Annotated in this window: 15 protein-coding genes; 5 read left to right on the forward strand and 10 right to left on the reverse strand. The window is 30.4% G+C overall.

Going from position 1 to position 19,516, the window contains the following annotated elements; genetic code table 11:
• From GN138_RS01140 to GN138_RS01150, 3 genes are all read right to left on the reverse strand, one after another.
• Entirely contained in the window at positions 1 to 1,467 is a 1,467-nt protein-coding gene (locus GN138_RS01140; protein ID WP_157361482.1) for a T9SS type B sorting domain-containing protein, read from the reverse strand.
• Between the two features lie 51 nt (positions 1,468 to 1,518).
• A complete protein-coding gene (locus tag GN138_RS01145) occupies positions 1,519 to 2,829 on the reverse strand; it encodes a hypothetical protein (protein ID WP_157361483.1) in 1,311 nt (436 codons plus the stop codon).
• A gap of 250 nt (positions 2,830 to 3,079) precedes the next feature.
• The gene (locus tag GN138_RS01150) at positions 3,080 to 3,532 is read right to left on the reverse strand and encodes a hypothetical protein (protein WP_157361484.1); all 453 of its coding nucleotides are present in this window, start codon (positions 3,530 to 3,532) and stop codon (positions 3,080 to 3,082) included.
• A gap of 465 nt (positions 3,533 to 3,997) precedes the next feature.
• Between GN138_RS01150 and GN138_RS01155 the strand changes: the two genes are divergently transcribed.
• Both GN138_RS01155 and GN138_RS01160 read left to right on the forward strand, forming a co-directional pair.
• Complete coding sequence (locus GN138_RS01155) at positions 3,998 to 4,582, forward strand: peptidase associated/transthyretin-like domain-containing protein (RefSeq protein WP_157361485.1); 585 nt, start codon at positions 3,998 to 4,000, stop codon at positions 4,580 to 4,582.
• Between the two features lie 169 nt (positions 4,583 to 4,751).
• On the forward strand, positions 4,752 to 6,485 hold the full coding sequence (locus GN138_RS01160; protein ID WP_157361486.1) for a patatin-like phospholipase family protein: 1,734 nt from the start codon (positions 4,752 to 4,754) through the stop codon (positions 6,483 to 6,485).
• 92 nt (positions 6,486 to 6,577) lie between these two features.
• Here GN138_RS01160 and GN138_RS01165 read toward each other — a convergent pair whose 3' ends face one another.
• Both GN138_RS01165 and pta read right to left on the reverse strand, forming a co-directional pair.
• Positions 6,578 to 7,762 carry an acetate/propionate family kinase gene (locus GN138_RS01165; RefSeq protein ID WP_157361487.1) on the reverse strand — a complete coding sequence of 395 codons (1,185 nt, stop codon included), beginning with the start codon at positions 7,760 to 7,762 and terminating at the stop codon, positions 6,578 to 6,580.
• 10 nt (positions 7,763 to 7,772) lie between these two features.
• Positions 7,773 to 9,881: a phosphate acetyltransferase gene (pta, locus tag GN138_RS01170; RefSeq protein ID WP_157361488.1), complete on the reverse strand. Its 2,109-nt coding sequence runs from the start codon at positions 9,879 to 9,881 to the stop codon at positions 7,773 to 7,775.
• A 254-nt stretch (positions 9,882 to 10,135) separates the two neighbouring features.
• On the opposite strand from pta, the gene GN138_RS01175 reads away from it, so the two are divergent.
• Entirely contained in the window at positions 10,136 to 10,384 is a 249-nt protein-coding gene (locus tag GN138_RS01175) for a cold-shock protein (RefSeq protein WP_157361489.1), read from the forward strand.
• 6 nt (positions 10,385 to 10,390) lie between these two features.
• Here GN138_RS01175 and GN138_RS01180 read toward each other — a convergent pair whose 3' ends face one another.
• From GN138_RS01180 to GN138_RS01190, 3 genes are all read right to left on the reverse strand, one after another.
• Positions 10,391 to 11,728 (reverse strand): exonuclease domain-containing protein, encoded by a 1,338-nt coding sequence (locus tag GN138_RS01180; protein WP_157361490.1) that lies wholly within the window; start codon positions 11,726 to 11,728, stop codon positions 10,391 to 10,393.
• Positions 11,729 to 11,813: 85 nt separating this feature from the next.
• A complete protein-coding gene (locus GN138_RS01185; protein ID WP_157361491.1) occupies positions 11,814 to 12,554 on the reverse strand; it encodes an acyl-CoA desaturase in 741 nt (246 codons plus the stop codon).
• A gap of 68 nt (positions 12,555 to 12,622) precedes the next feature.
• Positions 12,623 to 13,195, reverse strand: coding sequence for a Crp/Fnr family transcriptional regulator (locus GN138_RS01190; protein ID WP_317162691.1), 573 nt, complete (start codon positions 13,193 to 13,195; stop codon positions 12,623 to 12,625).
• 415 nt (positions 13,196 to 13,610) lie between these two features.
• On the opposite strand from GN138_RS01190, the gene GN138_RS01195 reads away from it, so the two are divergent.
• On the forward strand, positions 13,611 to 15,047 hold the full coding sequence (locus tag GN138_RS01195) for a circularly permuted type 2 ATP-grasp protein (protein WP_157361492.1): 1,437 nt from the start codon (positions 13,611 to 13,613) through the stop codon (positions 15,045 to 15,047).
• A 10-nt stretch (positions 15,048 to 15,057) separates the two neighbouring features.
• Positions 15,058 to 16,014, forward strand: coding sequence for an alpha-E domain-containing protein (locus GN138_RS01200; protein WP_157361493.1), 957 nt, complete (start codon positions 15,058 to 15,060; stop codon positions 16,012 to 16,014).
• A gap of 15 nt (positions 16,015 to 16,029) precedes the next feature.
• On the opposite strand, the gene GN138_RS01205 is transcribed toward GN138_RS01200, so the two are convergent.
• Both GN138_RS01205 and GN138_RS01210 read right to left on the reverse strand, forming a co-directional pair.
• Positions 16,030 to 16,959 carry a transglutaminase family protein gene (locus GN138_RS01205; RefSeq protein ID WP_157361494.1) on the reverse strand — a complete coding sequence of 310 codons (930 nt, stop codon included), beginning with the start codon at positions 16,957 to 16,959 and terminating at the stop codon, positions 16,030 to 16,032.
• Between the two features lies 1 nt (position 16,960).
• Complete coding sequence (locus tag GN138_RS01210) at positions 16,961 to 19,516, reverse strand: circularly permuted type 2 ATP-grasp protein (protein ID WP_157361495.1); 2,556 nt, start codon at positions 19,514 to 19,516, stop codon at positions 16,961 to 16,963.

The following is a 19,516-nucleotide window of genomic DNA, read 5'->3' on the forward strand; positions in this document are numbered from 1 at the left end:
TTATTTAACTACAGTTATAGAACCTTTTTTAGTTTTATTATCTTCAGTGGTTATGACGTAATAGTAAACTTGGTTTACACTGTTTAGGTTTAATTCATTTTGAGGCCAATTATTTTGATAAGCGTTTGTTTTTAAAACTATTTTACCTTTATTATTCATTATAACAACTTCAGTGTTAGAGCTATCTTGAACATAATCTTGTGGTATTATCCATGTGTCATTAATGCCATCTCCATTAGGGCTAATAACATTTGGAATATTATCTATATCAGGAAAGAGGTTTAAGGATTCTACTACAGTAAAATAATATTCTATAGTAACACTACAACCTGAATTTTCTGTTATTGTGGCTGTATAATCACCAAATTCTTCAACTTGAAAAGAAGGTTCTGTTGCATCAGGAATTAAGTTGCCGTCTAAATACCAAGCGTATTCAGGGTTTTGAGCATTGTCTGTTATATTTACGATAATAAAATCACCTTCAGAAATATCTACTTCTTCAGCGACATCAATACTGCTGTCAAATAATTCGCTTACTAAATCTATAGTACCGTATGCAGAGCAATCTCCTAAATCTACTTGAACAGCAAAAATTCCTGATTCATTAGTGTTGTACATTTGAGACGTTGCTCCGTCAATTAAAACGCCATCTTTATACCATTGATAAGAAAGACCAACCATTGTACTTAACGTTGTAGTACCTTCTCCAGGGCAATAAGGATTACCTAAACTAGAGACAATTGTAGCATTTGCTTCTCCAGAAACAACTTCTGTAATAGTAACTCTATTAGAAAATGAATCTGAAGTACAAGACCCATAATCGGTTTCAACAAAATAAGTACCATTAGAAGTAACTTCTAATGTATTTCCATCAGCAACAAACTCTGAAGTTGTAGGGCTTGTCTCTCTGTACCATTTAAAATTAAGGTTTGGGTAGAGTAAAGGCGAATCATTATTTCCTGTACCAGGATTATCTATACTTAGTAAATAGCTTCCACCTGAACAAAATGCACCTGTTGACACTAAATTGTTAATAGTAAATGGAGCATCTTGTGGTTTGTAATATGCAGAAAATGAAATTGAGCCAGAACTTGTTGCTACTGGAGCACTACTTTTTATTCTTATTTTATAGTTTTCTCCGGCTGCTGTTTCTGGTATTGCAAATTGCAATGTAGCTGGTGATACAGTTACAGAACCTGGTGATGATGTATAAATAACTTCTGCATTAGAAAAATCACCATCTGAATCAGATAATTCTATAGAAAACTGATTTGTAGGGTATAGACCAGTTTCTGGAGAAAATATAAATGTTGTACTGAATGTATTAAAGTCTTCATTAGCACACGCCTGACTGAATCCTAGGTTTGGTGTACCAATAACTATTTGCGCATTAAACTCTGTTTGCGTTAAAATTGCAAATAGGCAAAAGCTTAAGATTATACGTCTTATATTGGTAGGTGTAGGCATTAAGTTTGGGGATTTTGTGTTTTTTTAATAGATTAATTAGGGCTGGGTTATTTAATCATCTTCATACACTTCATTAGAAGCTATAATTTTATTAATTTTTAATCTAAAATCTGGGTATCTAGTATTGGTAGAATTTATAAAAGTTTCTGAATCTGGACCTTTAGAGTAAACATTGTTAAATGCTCTGCTACCATACCAACTTTCTAAATCATCATTATTAGTATAACCTTTTCTAAAAATATTTCCTTCACAATTATTAAAGTATGAATTAGTGAATTTAATTTTATCAAGGTTTACACTATTTATGGCCATTTTTTCTGCAAAATAAACAGCAGGCTTAAATCCGGAAATTACGCTTTTATCAATATGAAAAGAAACATCTGTATCTACGTAAATCGCTTCTTGTACAAGACCAACCTGTATATCTGATGCTAAATCGTTACTTACATTTACCAAAGTTAAATTTTCAGCATGTACATAAGTTTCTTTCTTAGTGGCATCTGCATTTTCTTTTATATCGTAAGATTTAACAAACATACAACGAGAACCATCAGCACTAGAAACATAAGGTGACCTTACAGCTAAGGCATTAGACATGCTACATTGAGTTCCGTAATTAAAATAATAATCATTTCTACTAGACCTAAAAGAAATTGTTTGAGTTAAATCTACATTACCTCCTAAAACACTAAAGGAGTTTCCTTGGCAATAACTAACCATTACATTATTAATGATAGTTTTTAAACCAACTCCAGCAAGCGTAAGTCCACTGTAATGACCAAAAGATTTTGTCATTTTTCCAGCGTATTCAATTCTTACAAATTCTAAAGTTCCGGAATCACTGTCTATTTTATCTCCACCATAACTTATGTTTTCTGTTGATGAAGGGTTTAAACCGTAATTAATAGAGCTTATGTTTCCAAAAGTATTAATTGGAGCATCACCAAGCATAAAAATTCCTCCCCAATCACCTGCTTTTTTATCAGACTTACTAGACGTAAAAATAATTGGGTCAGTTGCTGTACCAACAGCATGTATTCTAGAACCTTTACTTATAGTTAAAGAACCATTAGTCTCAAAATCACCTAAGATTATTGTGCCAGGTTCTATTGTTAAGGTTGCATTGTTCATTACATAAACTTCGCCAAGTAATAAATAAGTATTACGTTTTGTTAACGTAGTATTCTCATCTATATCTCCAGACAAAATTTGTGTAGGCTCTTCGTAATTGGCTTTGTTTGGTTTAAAATCCGTCCAGTTATCTAACCAGTTATCGTAACCAGTTATACCTTTTTCTTGCTGAGCAAACATGTTGCCAAGTACCAAAAGTAAGATAAGCGTTGTGAGCGTATTTTTTTTCATAATAGGTTTATTCTTTTAATAGATTTAAGGGGCTTTTTACTATTAGTAACCAAAAATAAAATTTTATTCCATGAAACACAAAAAATATCGATGAAATACACAAATTAATTTAAATCGTACATTATTTCTTACATTAAAAGGGCTTTTGAAGATGATTTTATGTGTTTTACAAAATAAAGTTATGTATATAATAAAAAAACCTTGACTTTAAAAAAGCCAAGGTTTAAAACACTATTATAAATAAAACTAACTAATCTTTTTTGAAATCTTCGTACGTATGTAATGCTTTTAAAGTAGATTCGTAAAACAAAATTGCCGCAATTAAATCTTTTTTATCTGAATAAGGTAATATTGATTTTTGAAATTCTATAGTACTATCAAAATACGTATCTGAAGCTTCTTTATTTTCTTCTAAGGCCTTTTTGTTATCCTTGGTTTCCGGAATTCCCAAAGATGCCATTGTAACACCTGGTTTTGTGGCAAACGCAATATTAGGAAGTATATTTACAATAACTTCTATACGCTCTATATATAAGGTAAGTAATTCACCTTTATCTAAATTTTTTAATTCTTCTCTACTGTGGTATTTTGAAATATTTACTTTGCCACTAATAATACTCTGCGAGTTATTACTTTTTTGAGCAAAACTCAAGGCGCTTATTAGAACAAGAAAGAGAGTTAATAAAGTAAATTTTAGTTTCATAATTAATTAATTGAATTATTCATTGTGAGGCAAATCTATGCAATTATTTAAAGAAAACCATCAAAAAACATGTTTTTTTATTAAAATTTTTCCGATTAAAAGATAAATAATACAGTTAAAGTGCTTATTTTACTGATTAAAAGTAAATATTATCGACAAAATACAATTATTACAAAAATTGATATAAATTAACAATTTTGGTTGATTTTTTCAATTTTGTGATTAAAAATTTAAGTTTTACGGAACTGTCTAAATAATAAAAATCTCTTTTAATTTGTAATTGATTATTTAAAAAGTACATAATTAAATAGATAGAAGTTTCTGTTATAGAACAAAATAAATGTAATTCGTCGGAATTTTTCGTAAACAATTTCAGTTTGTCGTAAAAATATCGTCTTAATAAGATATTTATTGAAATCCTATTATTAAGTATGAAATTTGGTATAACCCTAAATACATTTTCATATGAAAACGAGATTTCCTTTACTTTGTTTAATAAGTCTTATAAGTGCAACTAGTTTTATTTTTGCACAAAATTCTAAAATAGAGCTTCCTATTTATGATAAAGACGATACAAATCTGATAAATACTGATACTATTCCAGATTTTGAATCTAAGACTAATAAATTAAAAATTTCTGGTATCATATATAAGAGTGATGGTGTTACACCTGCAAAGGATGTGATTTTATATGTACAACAACCAGATGAAAATGGAGATTTTGATTTAATAGAGGAAAATGAAAAGCGTTATGTAAACCATAGAGGTTGGATAAAGACAGATGAAGATGGTCGTTATACATTTTATACATTTGTACCAGGAGGAGACAGAAGATATAATCAATTACAACAATTATATCCTATTGTTAAAGAACCTTCAAAAGATGCTTATGAAGTAGAAACATTTCTTTTTGATGAAGATCCTTTACTTACAAAAACATGCAGAAAACGTATGGAGAAAAAAGGAGATCCTACTAGAATTTTAAAATTAAATAAAGAAGAAGGTTTATTAGTGGCTCAGCGAGATATTATTTTAAGAGCAGATTCTTAATAAAACATTTTTATAAATATTTAAAGTCCTGAATTTTATTCAGGACTTTTTTTTGTTCTAACTAATCCCTCTTATATGTTATTGTGATAGAACTTTGTTTATATTTATTTCCTTATTTTAAAGGCTTAATAATAAATGCCTAATATATAATTATTAAATCAATTGCTTAATGAGTAAACAAACCTTTCACTTAGGACTTTCACTTGCAGGAGCGGTTTCAGCAGGTGCATATACAGCAGGTTTTGTAGATTACTTACTTGAAGCATTGACAGCGTGGGAGCGAGCAAAAACAGAACAAGCAGATAATCCTAATAGTCATATTCCTAATCATAGTGTAATAATTGATGCTATTGGAGGTGCATCTGCTGGTGGAATGGTTGGTATGATTGCAACTTTGGCTATGTATGCTGGTAATTGGCAGCCTGTAAAAAAAGTATCTTACTCTAAAACAGGAAATATTCTTTATGATAGTTGGGTGTTTTTAGATGATGATTTAAGCCTTTATGAGACGTCAAAGCAAGGAAAATCTACATTCGAAAAAATGTTAGACACCTCAGATATTAACTCAAAAGATGGTGTTACTTCACTTCTAAATTCTACGCCTATTGATGCAATTGCAGACCGTGTGTTTAAGGAGTTGCCTAAAACTGCTAGTTTAGAAAATTTTCCAAATTTTATATCTAAAGATTTACGTTTACTTATAACGCTTACGAGTCTTAGGCCCATAGATTATAAAGTAAAACTTAGTAGAATAAAATCTAAATTTTTAGACGCTACACCTTCACATAGAGTAAGTAGTCATGATGTAGTTGCACATTTTAAGTTGAATTACAACGAAGAATTAGATCTTCACAAACATTTACCATTTCATCCTCATAATTTAAAATCGAGAGATTTTTTAATTAAAGTAACCAAGGCAACTGGTGCATTTCCTATAGGTCTAAAGCCACGTTATTTTAATGATGAATTTTCTACGAATTTTTTAAACAAAAGTTTGAAAACTAGAAAATCTTTAACTGATGAAAAAGATGTGTTTATAGAACCAGAAAGTAATTCAAATTTTCAATTTACAGCCATTGATGGAGGTACAATAAATAACGAACCTTTTGATGAAGTTTTACGCCATTTAATTAGTAAACATGGCCAACCAGATGCAGAAAACCCACATTTTGGGACAGTATTAATTGACCCATTCCCTAGTTTTTTTGAAGGCACAACAACAAAATCTGTTAATTATGAAGTTTCTAATATAATGGGTGTTTTAGGTGCACTTGTGCCAACAATTCTCAATCAGGCACGCAATAAACAAAGTGACACCTATGGTATTGGGTTGTTTAAATTAATGTCTTTTCCTAGAAAATTAAAACCAGGAAAAATGGAAGAAAGAGATCATCCGCCATTAGCCACAGGTGCTTTAGGAGGTTTTGGAGGTTTTCTAGATATAAAGTTTAGACAACATGATTTCTTTTTAGGTAGAGATAATGCACGCAATTTTTTAAGAGGAATTCTATTTTTAGAATGCGATAAAGATGATCCAGAGAATCTGTTTTATGGTGTAAGTGATGAAGCTATTAATACTTTTAATAAGAAAGTAAAACAAAAGGATGGTGGTTTTAAAACTTATATGCCTATTATACCAGATATTAGTATAATTGATGGTGATACTAATCCTACTAAATATGAAGTAGAAGGTTTTCCTAAATTTAATTTAAAAGCTTTTAAAGAACTTAAGAAACCTTTAAAGAATAGAATAAAAGCAATAATTAAAACAGAATTAAATGGCCGAATAAAGTCATGGTGGTTAAAACCAATAATCTCAATTTTTAGAGGTCTCGTGGCTTCAAAAATTACAAATTGGGTTATTTTACAAATTGAAGCAGATTTTAAACAGCGAAAGATGTAACTTTACTATATAAAATTAAATTTTAAAAAAAAGCTCCAGATTTCATCTAGAGCTTTTTTTATTGTTGTAAAATTGCTATTAATCAACTTGGATTATTTTACAACATTATAAGCTTGTTTAGCAATTTCTAATTCTTCGTTTGTTGGTATTACTAATATTTTAGTCTTAGAATTTGCAGTATTAACTTCTCTTATTTCTTTAGATCTTAAATCGTTTTTAATTGTATCCAATTCAATTCCAAAATATTCCATATCAATACAAACTTTTTCTCTAATATAATTAGAGTTTTCTCCAATACCAGCTGTAAACACAATAGCGTCTAAACCATTCATTGCAGCAGTGTATGCACCAATATATTTCTTAATTCTGTAAGTGTTTATAATTAATGCTAATTTACAATCTTCGTTTCCTTTGGCTGCTTCAGCTTCAATATCTCTTAAGTCGCTGTACCCTGTAAGTCCTAGCATTCCACTCTCTTTGGTTAACATAGTATTCACTTTGTCCATACTATAACCTAATGTATCTACTAAGTAAAACACAATAGCATGGTCTATATCACCACTACGTGTACCCATAATTAAACCATTAGAAGGTGTAAAACCTAAACTATGATCTATACTAATTCCGTTTTCTACGGCTGTCATACTACAACCATTGCCTAAATGAATTGTTATTATTTTAGAGTTTTCTAATTTTAAATAATCGAGTGCTTTTTCTGAGACATATTTATGACTAGTGCCATGAAAACCATAAACTTGTATACCATGTTTTTTGTATAGCTCGTTTGGTATTGCGTATTTTTTAGCTTTTTCTGGCAAGGTTTGGAAAAATGCAGTGTCAAAAATTGCGGCTTGTTTGGCATTAGGAAAAAGTTGTTCAGCAACTTTTATACCCACTAAATTGTTAGGATTATGTAAAGGTGCTAAAGTAGCATATTCATCAATTTTATCTTTAACCTCCTCTGTAATTAACGTTGTTTTAGAAAATGAATTTCCACCATGTACCACACGGTGTCCTACTATTTCAATTTCATCTGTATTTTTAATTACACCCTTTTCTGGGTCTAACAACAAATCTACAACACGTTGCAATCCTTCGTTATGGTTAGCTATATGATGTATTTCTTTAATATCTACAGTATTTGTTTCGTAATTAAGAATAGCATCTTTTTGGCCAACGCGTTCCACTAAACCACTACAAACTAACGTTTCTGAAGGCATTTGGATTAACTGAAATTTAATTGAGGAACTTCCAGAATTTATTACTAATATATTCATTTTTATAATTTTAAAAATCTTGTGCTTGGATTACGGTTACAATAACAGTATTAAAAATATCATCTGTTGTACAACCTCTACTTAAATCGTTAACTGGTTTGTTTAAACCTTGAATAATTGGCCCAATAGCTAATGCTTTTGTTTCACGTTGCACAGCTTTGTATGTGTTGTTCCCCGTATTTAAATCTGGAAAAATAAAAACATTGGCTTGACCTGCAACTTCAGAATTTGGTAATTTTGTTTTCCCTACACGCATATCTACTGCTGCGTCATATTGTATAGGGCCTTCAACCTTTAATTCTGGGTTTTTAGCTTTTATAAGTTCTGTCGCTGCTCTAACTTTATCTACGTCTTCTCCAACTCCAGAGGTACCAGAAGAGTAGGAGAGCATAGCTACTTTTGGGTCTATACCAAACGCTCTACTGGTTTGAGCAGATGAAATTGCAATTTCAGATAATTGCTCTGATGTTGGGTTTGGGTTTATGGCACAATCACCATAGACAGATACGCGATCTTCTAAACACATAAAGAAAACAGAAGATACAATTGACGTTTTAGGTTTAGTTTTTATAAATTGAAGTGCTGGTCTAATAGTATGTTGTGTAGTGTGTACTGCTCCAGATACCATACCATCTGCATCGCCTTTGTGCACCATCATTGTACCAAAATAAGACACATCTTCCATTAAATCTTGCGCCATTGCAAGATTAACGTTTTTGTGTTTACGTAACTGATAAAGCGTTTCTGAATAGGCTTCAAAATTTGGAGATTCTATTGGGTTTACAACATTTACCAAATTTAAATCTAAGTCTAAATCTAAATTTAAAAGTTTTTCTTCTATTAATTTTCTATCGCCAAGTAGTGTTATCTCTACAGCATCTAAATCTACTAGTTGTTTTGTAGCTCTCAATACGCGCTCGTCATATCCTTCTGGTAAAACAATGTGTTTTTTATTAGATTTTGCTTGTTTTAGTAAATTATACTGAAACATTCTTGGTGTTACACCTTTGGTTTCAAATGTAATTAAGCGTTCTACAAGTTGATCTACTTTTACATGTTTTTCAAACTCTTTAATAGAGGTTATAATTTTGTCTGTATTTTCAGCATAAATTTGAGATTTTATTTCACCTATTTGGTTGGTAACATTATAAGTTCCTCTTGGAGCTGATATAATAGGAACAATATCAGAAAGTCCTTCTATTAATTTTATAATAGAATCTTCAGGAGTTAAACCACCTGTTAAAACTATACCAGAAACAGAAGGATAGTTTTCAGATAAATTAGCTTGTAATGCTCCTAATATAACATCTGCTCGATCACCAGGTGTAATAACCAAAGCGTTTTCTTTTAAATGTGTTAAATAATTGCGGAGTTGCATTGCACCAACACTAAAATTACCTGCTTGATTATTAATGTAAGCTTCTCCAAATAAAATTTCTCCATCTAATGCATCTACAATTTCTTTAATAGATGGATTAGATAATTTTGGGTTAGCTGGTATTGCATTTGCCATAACATTAGAAGGTAAAACCTTTTCTAATTCTGTAACGGCATGCTCTAATTTATTTGAGTCCACCATATTTGCTATTACGGATAACACTTCAACTCCTTTTTCTCTAAAAGAATCAAAAGCCATGTAAAGTGTACTAATTAGTTCTTCCATGGTTTTGCCTTTAGCACTTGCTAGTATAATAGCAGGTACACCTAAATTTTTAGCAATTAATACATTAATATCAAACTCAATTAGAGAACCTTCACCAACAAAGCTACTGCCTTCAACCAGAATAAAATCAAAACGTTCTTCTATAGTTTTAAATTTATCTATAATATGGCCTATAATTTCATCGTCTTTATTCTCGTTTTTCTTTTTGATTACCTCACTTCGTTTAAAAGCATAAGCATCTTCAAATTTTAAATCGAGATTAAAATAACTGATTACTGTATTAATATGATTGTCTATTTTACCAGGTGCTAAATCATCTATAATTGGTCTAAAATAGCCTACCTTGGCAGCTTTACCTAATAATAAATGCATTAAACCTAATGAGATAATTGATTTTCCGCTGTTGGGTTCCGTAGTGGTAATGTATACGGCTTTGTTCGTTAATTTTTGGTTCATTTGATAAGTTGAAACTAATTGTTCTGTTAATGATTTGTAAAAATACTGAACAAAATTAAGTATAAGAAAAAGTTAATAAATTGATTTTTATCATATAATATGAAAAAATGACCTCTATTTTAGTTTGTAATTAAAAGATATTTAATTTTTTTACTAATTAAAAAGCAACGATACTTAGTAGATACGTTTGGTAGGATAAAAACAAAATGTAAATTTGTAATACCAAACGAATTACAAATTAATGTCAGTTTATAATGATAGTACAATTTTTTAAAAATTTATTTAAAGGAAGCAAGACTAACGAAGTAAAACAAGGAAAAGTGAAGTTTTTTAATTACACCAAAGGTTTTGGCTTTATTAGTATTACTGGGACTGACGACGAAATATTTGTGCACACCACAAACTGTGTTGATAAAATTAAGCAGAATAATAAAGTAACTTTTCAGATTGAAGAAGGTAAAAAAGGTCCTACTGCTGTTAATGTAAAGTTAGTTAAGTCTTAAAGTTTTTTAACGACCAATCAATATTGGTTGTAATATCCTTTGAATATCTATGCTATTTTTCTGAGGAATTAGAAATGTGTTTAAATCATCAATATGGTTTATTTGTTCTTCTTTGCTTACAAATCCATAGCCTAAATATTGGCCATCTTTAATCATTACAAAGGCTTCTTCGTTATTATTTCGGCCTTTTTCTTTTAAAATAATATCATCTTTTTGGTTAGACAGATTGTGTATAGCTTCTAAAACTCTATTATTATAATTTTCTATAGATTCTTCATTTCTGCATATACCATTACAATTCTTAATACTGTAATGTGAACATTCTGAAACGGATTCTTGTAGATGACAATATTTAGGGCATAAACTAAACTGCTTACAAATTGATTCTAAACAGGCACGTACATCTCTTATATTAAATAAGGTAACGATAGGTTTAGGGACCAATTTAGTTTTATTGCTTGCTAAGTGTAGAATACCTTTTCGGTCTTCATAAGAAAAAATTGAAAATGATTGAATAGCCCGTTTAGCTACTTTATTATAAATAGGAAAGTAGTGCTTTATAGCGGCATCTTCCATAAGTAAAGCAATGAGTTCACTACCCGAAGATTCAAAATCTATATCGCCTGTTTCCCTAACCATTTCTAAAGATTTTTTAGTCTTACTGTAAAAATGGCTTAGTACTCGTTTTTTAATGTTTATAGCTTTACCAACATATATTACCTTTCCTTTTTTATTTTTAAAGTAATAAATACCTGGAGTGGTTGGCAAAGCTTCAAATTTTTCTTTAGGTAAGTTAGGGGGTAAGGTAGATTCTCTAGAGTTTTTATTTAAAAATTCTTTAAAAACCTCCTCAGCATTGGGCTGTTGTAATAATAATTTAAACAAAATTACGGTAGCTTCTGCATCGCCTCTTGCTCTGTGTCTATCTACCAAATCAATATTTAAAGCTTTACATAGTTTGCCTAAACTATAAGAACGATGACCAGGAATTAACTTACGAGATAAGCGAACTGTACATAGTTTTTTTCTTGTAAATTCTTGTCCTATGCGTTTAAATTCACCTTGTATTACGTTGTAATCAAAGTTTACATTGTGTGCTACAAATATGGTGTCTTGGGTAATACTTAATATATCTTCTGCTACTTCTGTAAAGGTTGGCGCAGCAGCAACCATTGACGCATCTATGCCTGTGAGCGCTGTAATATGTTGCGGAATAAATGCTTCAGGATTAATTAAAGATGTAAATTCATCGACAACTTGACGACCATCAAACTTAAAAACAGATATTTCGGTCATCCGATTAGTCTGTCCTGTGGTTTCAACATCAATAATTGTGTACATCATTTGCAATTGCTCAATTAATCTTAAAATTTAAAGATACTGCAAGATAATGTCTTTTGCTTTAAGAGAGAAATAGACAAACAACCTGTTATGCTTTCACTTTTATAGGTTTTAGCTTTATAATACCAAATGCGTTAAGCACTTTTATAATAAGATAAGTGATATCTATTTCGTACCATTTTACACCAAAATTGGCTCTGCTTGCAAATTTGTGGTGATTGTTGTGGTAACCTTCTCCCATCATCAGAAAGTCGAAACGGAATAGGTTTTTACTTGTATTTTTCATTTTATAATTAACATACCCGTAAATATGTCCAAACCAATTGATAATTACACCATGTATTGGAGCCATTAAAAAGGTAATTGGTAATAAAAGCCATTGCCACCAAGAGGTTACAAAAACTGTAAAAAATAAAATGTAGCCTATAATCCATAATAGTCTAGAGAAACGAGAACTGGCAAATGTGTCAAAACTTTTCCATTGTGGTACATTTTTGGTAAAACGTTGATCAACTTCTATACGTTGTTGATTAATATCTTGATAAATGGTTTTAGTTTTCCACATCATAGCAAAAAGATTATCATCATAAGATGGCGAATGTGGGTCTTGTTCTGTATCTGTGTAAGCATGGTGCATACGATGCATTATACCATAACCATAAGCACTTAAATAACTAGAGCCCTGAAAAATCCAAGTCAGTACAAAAGTGATACGCTCCATGGTTTTAGACATAGTAAAAACCTGGTGTGCAGCATAGCGATGTAAAAAGAAGGATTGAAAGAACAAACCTCCATACCAAAGTACAATTACAAAAACTACTATTGTCATAATAAATATTTTTTGCAAAGATAAATTGAAGCTCAACTTGAAACAATGAACCTAAGTTCAATAAAATGCTATACTAAGCGCTTTCTAATTCGGCTTAAAGCTTGTGGAGTTACGCCTATATAAGAACTAACGTACTTTAGAGGAATGACTTTTAGGACTTCTGGTCTTTCTTTAAATAATTTAACGTAACGTTCTTCTGCTGTGAGATTTAGTAGGTTTTGTTCGCGTTTAGATTTAATTAAAAATAAACGTTCTGCAGTTAAGCGTCCTATAAGATTTCCTATTTGTGTTGTATTATAAACATCTTGTAAATCGCTATATGTAATGCTTAAAATAGTTGTTTTAGTTAACGCTTGTAATTGATAGACTGAAGGTTTTTGTGTTAAAAAAGAATCGTACGCACTTATAAATTGGTCTTTAAAACTGAACCCAAAAGTAATTTCTTTTTCAGGATTTTCTTTAGGAATAAACAAACGAACCACACCAGATTCTATAAATGAAATATGATTTTCAACTTGGTTGCATTTTAAAAAAACTTCTTTTTTAGGTATAACACGTCGTTTCAATTTAGACATAAAGAATTCCCAATCGTTATCAGAAATAGTAGCTATAGACTCTAAGTAGGCTTTAATTTGTAACACTAAAGTTTAATAAATTAGCTACGAAGATACATAATATACACTGTATAAGTGTTATTTAAATGGTTGACTTGCTCAAGTTGTTTTAATTTTAAGTTATACATAAGAATACGCTTTTAGCGTATCAATTTTAGATTATTATAGCGTTGTTATATTTTGAGATAAAATAACAGCGACTATTTTTTGTAAGAAAAATTTTCAGATTTTTTAATTATAAGAACTCAAAATTTTCAAATTAATATTTTTTTATTCTCTTAAATAAGTTTATCGCAAAGTAATAATCAATATTAGTTTCTACCTTTTATTTTTTGTACTTTGTTAACGTACAATGGTTCATAACACATTTTATTTTTCAATTAGTCCAATTAGGTTTAGTTGAATTAGCTTTTTTAATCTAAAACTATACACAATAATAATTATGTCAAAATTAAATTTATCTGCTTATGATTCTAAAGGCTTTTATGATGAAATGTTTGATGAAAACAATGTAGTTAGACCTAATTACAAACTTTTTTTAGACCATTTAAAAAAAATGAGTCCGCGTAAGTTAAATCAGTTACAGCATGCTACAGATAGAGCTCAACTTTCATTAGGTATGACATTTAATGTGTATAACGATAATCAAGGTGTAGAGCGTATTCTTCATTTAGACATTATACCTAGAATTATCAATAATAAAGAATGGCAACATTTAGAAAAAGGCCTACAGCAACGTATTAAGGCACTAAATTTATTTATTCAAGATATTTATAATGACCAAAAAGTTATAAAGGATAAAATTATTCCTAAAGAGATGATTTTTTCTAGGGTGTGTTATTTAAAAGAATTGGAAGGGTTTAAACCACCTAAAGATGTATGGTGTCATATTACAGGTTCTGATTTAATTAAAGGTGGAGATGGAAAATATTATGTTTTAGAAGATAACTTAAGGTGTCCGTCTGGTGTTTCTTATATGCTTGAAAATAGAGAGATTTTGAAACGAACTTTTCCGGAATTGTTTGCAAAATTAGATGTGAGACCAGTAAATAACTACACACATATATTGAGAGATACCTTAGAGTCTTTATCTAAAGTAGAAAGACCGACGGTTGCAGTATTAACACCAGGAACTTATAATTCTGCATATTTTGAACATTCTTATTTAGCTCAACAAATGGGAGCAGAATTGGTAGAAGGACAAGATTTAGTTGTTAAAAATGATTTTGTCTATATGATTACTACTAAAGGATTACAACGTGTAGATGTGATTTACCGAAGAGTTGATGACGATTTTATTGATCCAGAAGTTTTTAATAAAAATTCGTTATTAGGTACACCAGGTTTGTTTAGAGCGTATCTAAAAGGAAATGTGGTACTAGTAAATGCACCAGGCACTGGAGTAGTAGATGATAAAGCTGTATATGCCTATATCCCTAGAATAATTAAGTATTATTTAGGTGAAGAAATGATTTTACCTAATGTAAAAACATATATATGTGCTGAAGAAGATGATAAAAAATATGTGTTAGATAATATAGGTAAATTAGTTGTAAAACAAACCGATGCATCTGGTGGATATGGTATGTTAATTGGTCCAAAATCTACAAAGAAGGAACAACAAGAATTTATCATTAAAATTAAAGAAAACCCTAGAAATTATATTGCTCAACCGATGATTAATTTATCTAGAGTTCCATCCGTAATTGATAATACAATTGAGGGAAGACATGTAGATTTAAGGCCATATGCACTTTACAGCGATGATATAAAAATAATACCAGGAGCGTTAACACGTGTGGCTTTAAAAAAAGGATCAATAGTCGTTAATTCATCTCAAGGTGGCGGAAGTAAAGATACTTGGGTTTTAAACAGTTAAAATATAATTTATGTTAGGTAGAGTTGCAAATACCATATATTGGATGAATAGATATTTAGAACGCGCAGAAAATTATGCACGTTTTATGGATGTTAATTTCAATTTGTCTTTAGAATTGTCTCCCAATGAAGAACAACAATGGAAACCACTTGTAGTGATAACAGGAGATTGGAAATTATATGATTCTCTTAATACTACAACTGAAAAAAAGAATGTGATCCATTTTATGGCTTTTGAGAAAGAAAATCCCAATTCCATTTACAATTGCATTATTAATTCTAGAGAAAATGCTAGAGCTATCAGAACCGAAATAACAAAAGAAGTTTGGGAACAAATTAATGCCTTATATTATCTAGTAAAAAAATCATCCAAGAAAAAGAAACTAAACGACACAGAAGTCCGTCAGTTTTTTTACGATATAAAAAATGGTTGTCAATTATTGTATGGTATGTACGATGCGACCATCTCTAGAAGCGAAGGTTGGATTTTTGCCAGAATAGGACAATTTTTAGAACGTGCAGACAAAACATCTAGAGTTTTAGATGTAAAATATCATTTACTGTTAGGTTCTGCCAATCAGGTTGGGTCGTCTCTAGATTTAATACAATGGACTGCTTTACTAAAATCGGTTAGTGCTTATGATATGTATCGCAAAAAACATGGAAAATTAACGTCTACAGGTATCGCAGAATTTTTAATATTAGATTCTGAATTTCCTCGCTCTATTCTAAATTGTTTATTACGTACGGAGAATTCTATAGAACGCTTATGCGCTAGTAAATTAGGTGGTAATAACGAAGCTCAAAAGCGAATAATAGAATTAAGAACTCAACTTGAAAATATAAATATTAACGTAATTATTGCTCAAGGTTTACATGAATATTTAGATAATATGCAAGTAAAACTGAATAAGGTATCTACAGCTATTTATAATGATTATTTTTCTAAAGAACGCTTAATGCATTAAGATAAATTGAAATCTTTACTGTTGTTGAGATTGACTTTGCATTTGTTCTATATTAGGTTTTGCTGGTCTTAGATCAACAGAAACTTGCATAGTGTTTTTGCCTACGCTATAAATAACACCTTTAAGTGGAGGAACATCATAGTAATCTCTTCCGTGCGCTACAACAATATGTTGATTTTTTGGTATTTGATTATTAGTAGGATCAAAATCTACCCAACCATAAGTGGGTATATATACAGAAAACCAAGCATGCGAAGCGTCAGTACCAATGAGTTTTTCTTTGCCTTCTGGTGGTAAGGTTTCAATATAACCACTTACATATCTAGCAGGTAAACCCATTGATCTTACACAGGCAATTGCTATTTGTGCAAAATCTTGGCAAACTCCTTTTTTCTCCCTCATAACTTCGTTTAGAGGCGTTGCTATATTTGTAAAACCAGGTACAAAATTAAAATCTGTAAAAATACGTTGCATCAGCTCAAAAGTAGCTTCGTATAATGAGCGATCAGGTTTAAAGGATACAGTAGCATAATTAGTAATTTCTTGACTAATGTTAGAAATTAAAGGTGATGATAAGATAAACTGACGTACATTAATAATTTCAGAGTTTGTTTCTTTTAGATGACTTAAAGCTTCCTTTATTGTTACTTTTTTTCCTTTTTCAAATTCTGTTACATCAATTTGTAAACTATAATCTCGATCAACTTTACTTCTTGCGATTACAATTAATTCTTTATGGTTTTGTTGAATAGAAAAACGCGTTACAGTATTGCCAAAAAAGTCTAAACGCTCTGAAACGTCAGTTGGAGTAGGCGTTATTTCTAATTTATAGTCTAACAGCTTTTGACCTGGGAAATTTTTAGGTTTTAGAGTTGTGAGGTTATGGCAAAAAGAAGCACCATTCTCGTAACTATATTTTGTTTTATGCCAAAGATCAAAAATCATATTAATTAGCTATTTTTCTATTAACCAACTGTTTTTGTGGTTGAGAATGATTAAAGTAAGTGTCAGATATGGAAAGTGATGTATTATGTAATAAGTCACTTAGTTCAGAAAGTAAATAATCTAAATTTTCTCGCATGCCAGAAGTGGGATTAACTTGCAGCATGTCTTCAATAGTTAAACTTTCAATTTTTGAAATTACGGCATCAATATTTTTTTGACATATCGACATCTCGCCATTTTTGTTGGTGTTTGGTAGTTTATTAATATCCTTTTTTAAACGATGTAATCTATAGGTTAAAGACCTTGAGTATTCCGTGTCTAAAATTAAAAGGTTCACTACATTTTCTATACTCAAATAAGATTTGTAACTATATCTATAAATATTTAAACTCTCATGACTATTCAATAAAGATTCTAAAACTTCGTAGGTTAAATCTTCGTTATGGCTAATTACTAATAAAGCTCTGAATTTTTCAATAGACATGGCACTAATTTCAAGTTCTAAACCTATAAAATAGAGTAGAAGCCCTTGTCTTACTAATATGCTCTCTTCAATAAGAGCCATAAAAGCTATTAATCGGGTAATTATTTTGTCAAAAAAAGTAGTTAAGGTGAAAATGGTGTGTGCATCTTCTTCTTTTAATTTTCTAATATGTTTTTGAATGCCATCAAAAACACGCCACATATCTTTAGACCATAAATTTCTTAAAGAATAATAAGAATTGTTAAAACTCTGCATGGATTGGGCAAAGCTTCCTATCCTAGTTTCGTCTGTGATTAAGCTTTCAATTTCTTTCAAAGGATTTTTTAAAACTTCTTCTGCATTTTCGCCTACAAAACCTGGAAAAGTTGATGTTATCTTAGTTATTGAACTGTATAGAATTTTTAAATTTTCAGAATCAGGTTCTCTTGTGTTGTACTGAACTTGAGCCATCTGATTAAGTACCATTCTTAGATATCTGGCTGTAACTAGTGTTCTTCCTAAATAGCGTCCTGACCAGAATAAATTTTCGGCTTTATTACTAGGTACATCGTTTATGGTAGTTGATGGGTTTGTGTTAGATTTATTCCAAGAATAATTCTGTAAATAAGGTTGTGGATTATTGTTAATTATCCAAAAATCTTTGCTTGTTCCACCTCGTTGGTTGGATACAAATAATTCTTCTCGCTCAGCCGCAACTCTAACTAAGCCTCCTGGCATTACGCTATAGCTGTCATTTTTAGCAACTGCAAAGGTTCTACATAAAATTTTCCTAGGTTCTAGTTTGCTGTCTACAAAATTAGGAGCTGTTGAAAAGGATATTTTTTGTTGCGCCACAAAATTATAAGGGTTTTCAATAATTTCTTTTTTTAGATTTTTTAATGCTTTCTTGTCTAAAAACTCACAGAAATAAATATGCTCTCTTTTAGATCGGTCTATTCGTTTAAGTACAAAAGCACTTAAATTTTCTAAAACATGTTTTCGTTCTTTTTCTTGTCCACACCACCAAGATGCAATTTGTGGTAGAATTAGTTTTTCGTTTAAAAAATATTTGCAAATATTTTCCATAAAAGGAATTAATGCAGGGTTTTCTAGAATGCCACTTCCTATTGGATTTACAATAGCAACGTTGTTTAATCTTACAGCTTCTAAAATTCCTGCAACACCTAAATAAGAATCTTCTCTTAACTCTAAAGGATCCATAAAGCTGTCATCAATTCGTCTTAAAATAACATCAACTTGCTTTAAACCTTTTAATGATTTTAACCAAACTTTGCCATGTCTCACTACTAAGTCATTACCTTTAACAAGGGGATAACCTAAAAATGAAGATAAGTAAGAGTGTTCAAAATAAGTTTCATTATGTGGTCCTGGTGTTAAGATAACAACCATAGGACTTTCTATATTTGTTGGTGCAATATTTAATAACAATTGATTAAAATCATTAAAAAAACTTGAGGGTTGAGTAACATTAATATCCGTATAAAGCTGTGGTATAATTTTACTTGTAGAAAATCTGTTTTCTAAAGCATAACCCATACCAGAAGGTGCTTGAGTTCTATCATTTACAACCCACATTTGTCCATCTGGTCCACGTGCTAAATCCGCAGCATAGATTAGTAAATGTTTAGAATTCTTATATTCAATTTGATCGCAAGAACGAAGAAAACCACTATGTGCATAGATAACTTCTGGAGGTATAATGCCTTCTTTTAATAATTCTCTTTTACCGTATAAATCTTTTAAAATAAGATTTAATAATTGTGCGCGTTGTTGAATACCTTTTTCAATAAGATTCCATTCATTTTGATGCAATATATAAGGAACAACGTTTAAATCCCATGGTCTATTTAATCCTTTTGGGTCATTGTAAACATTATAGGTTACTCCATTTTCTGCTAAAAGCCAATTTATATCCTCTTGTTTTAAAGCAAGATTTCTTGGGCCAATTTTAACCAAGTTATTAGATAATAGTTTCCAATTATCTTTAATCGTCAATTTAGACGTTAGAAGTTCATCATAATTATTTGATTCTGAAAAATAATTTTCAAATAATGGTTTTGTTTTAGTCATCAT

Source organism: Winogradskyella endarachnes (assembly GCF_009741275.1).
Taxonomy (GTDB): Bacteria; Bacteroidota; Bacteroidia; order Flavobacteriales; family Flavobacteriaceae; genus Winogradskyella; species Winogradskyella endarachnes.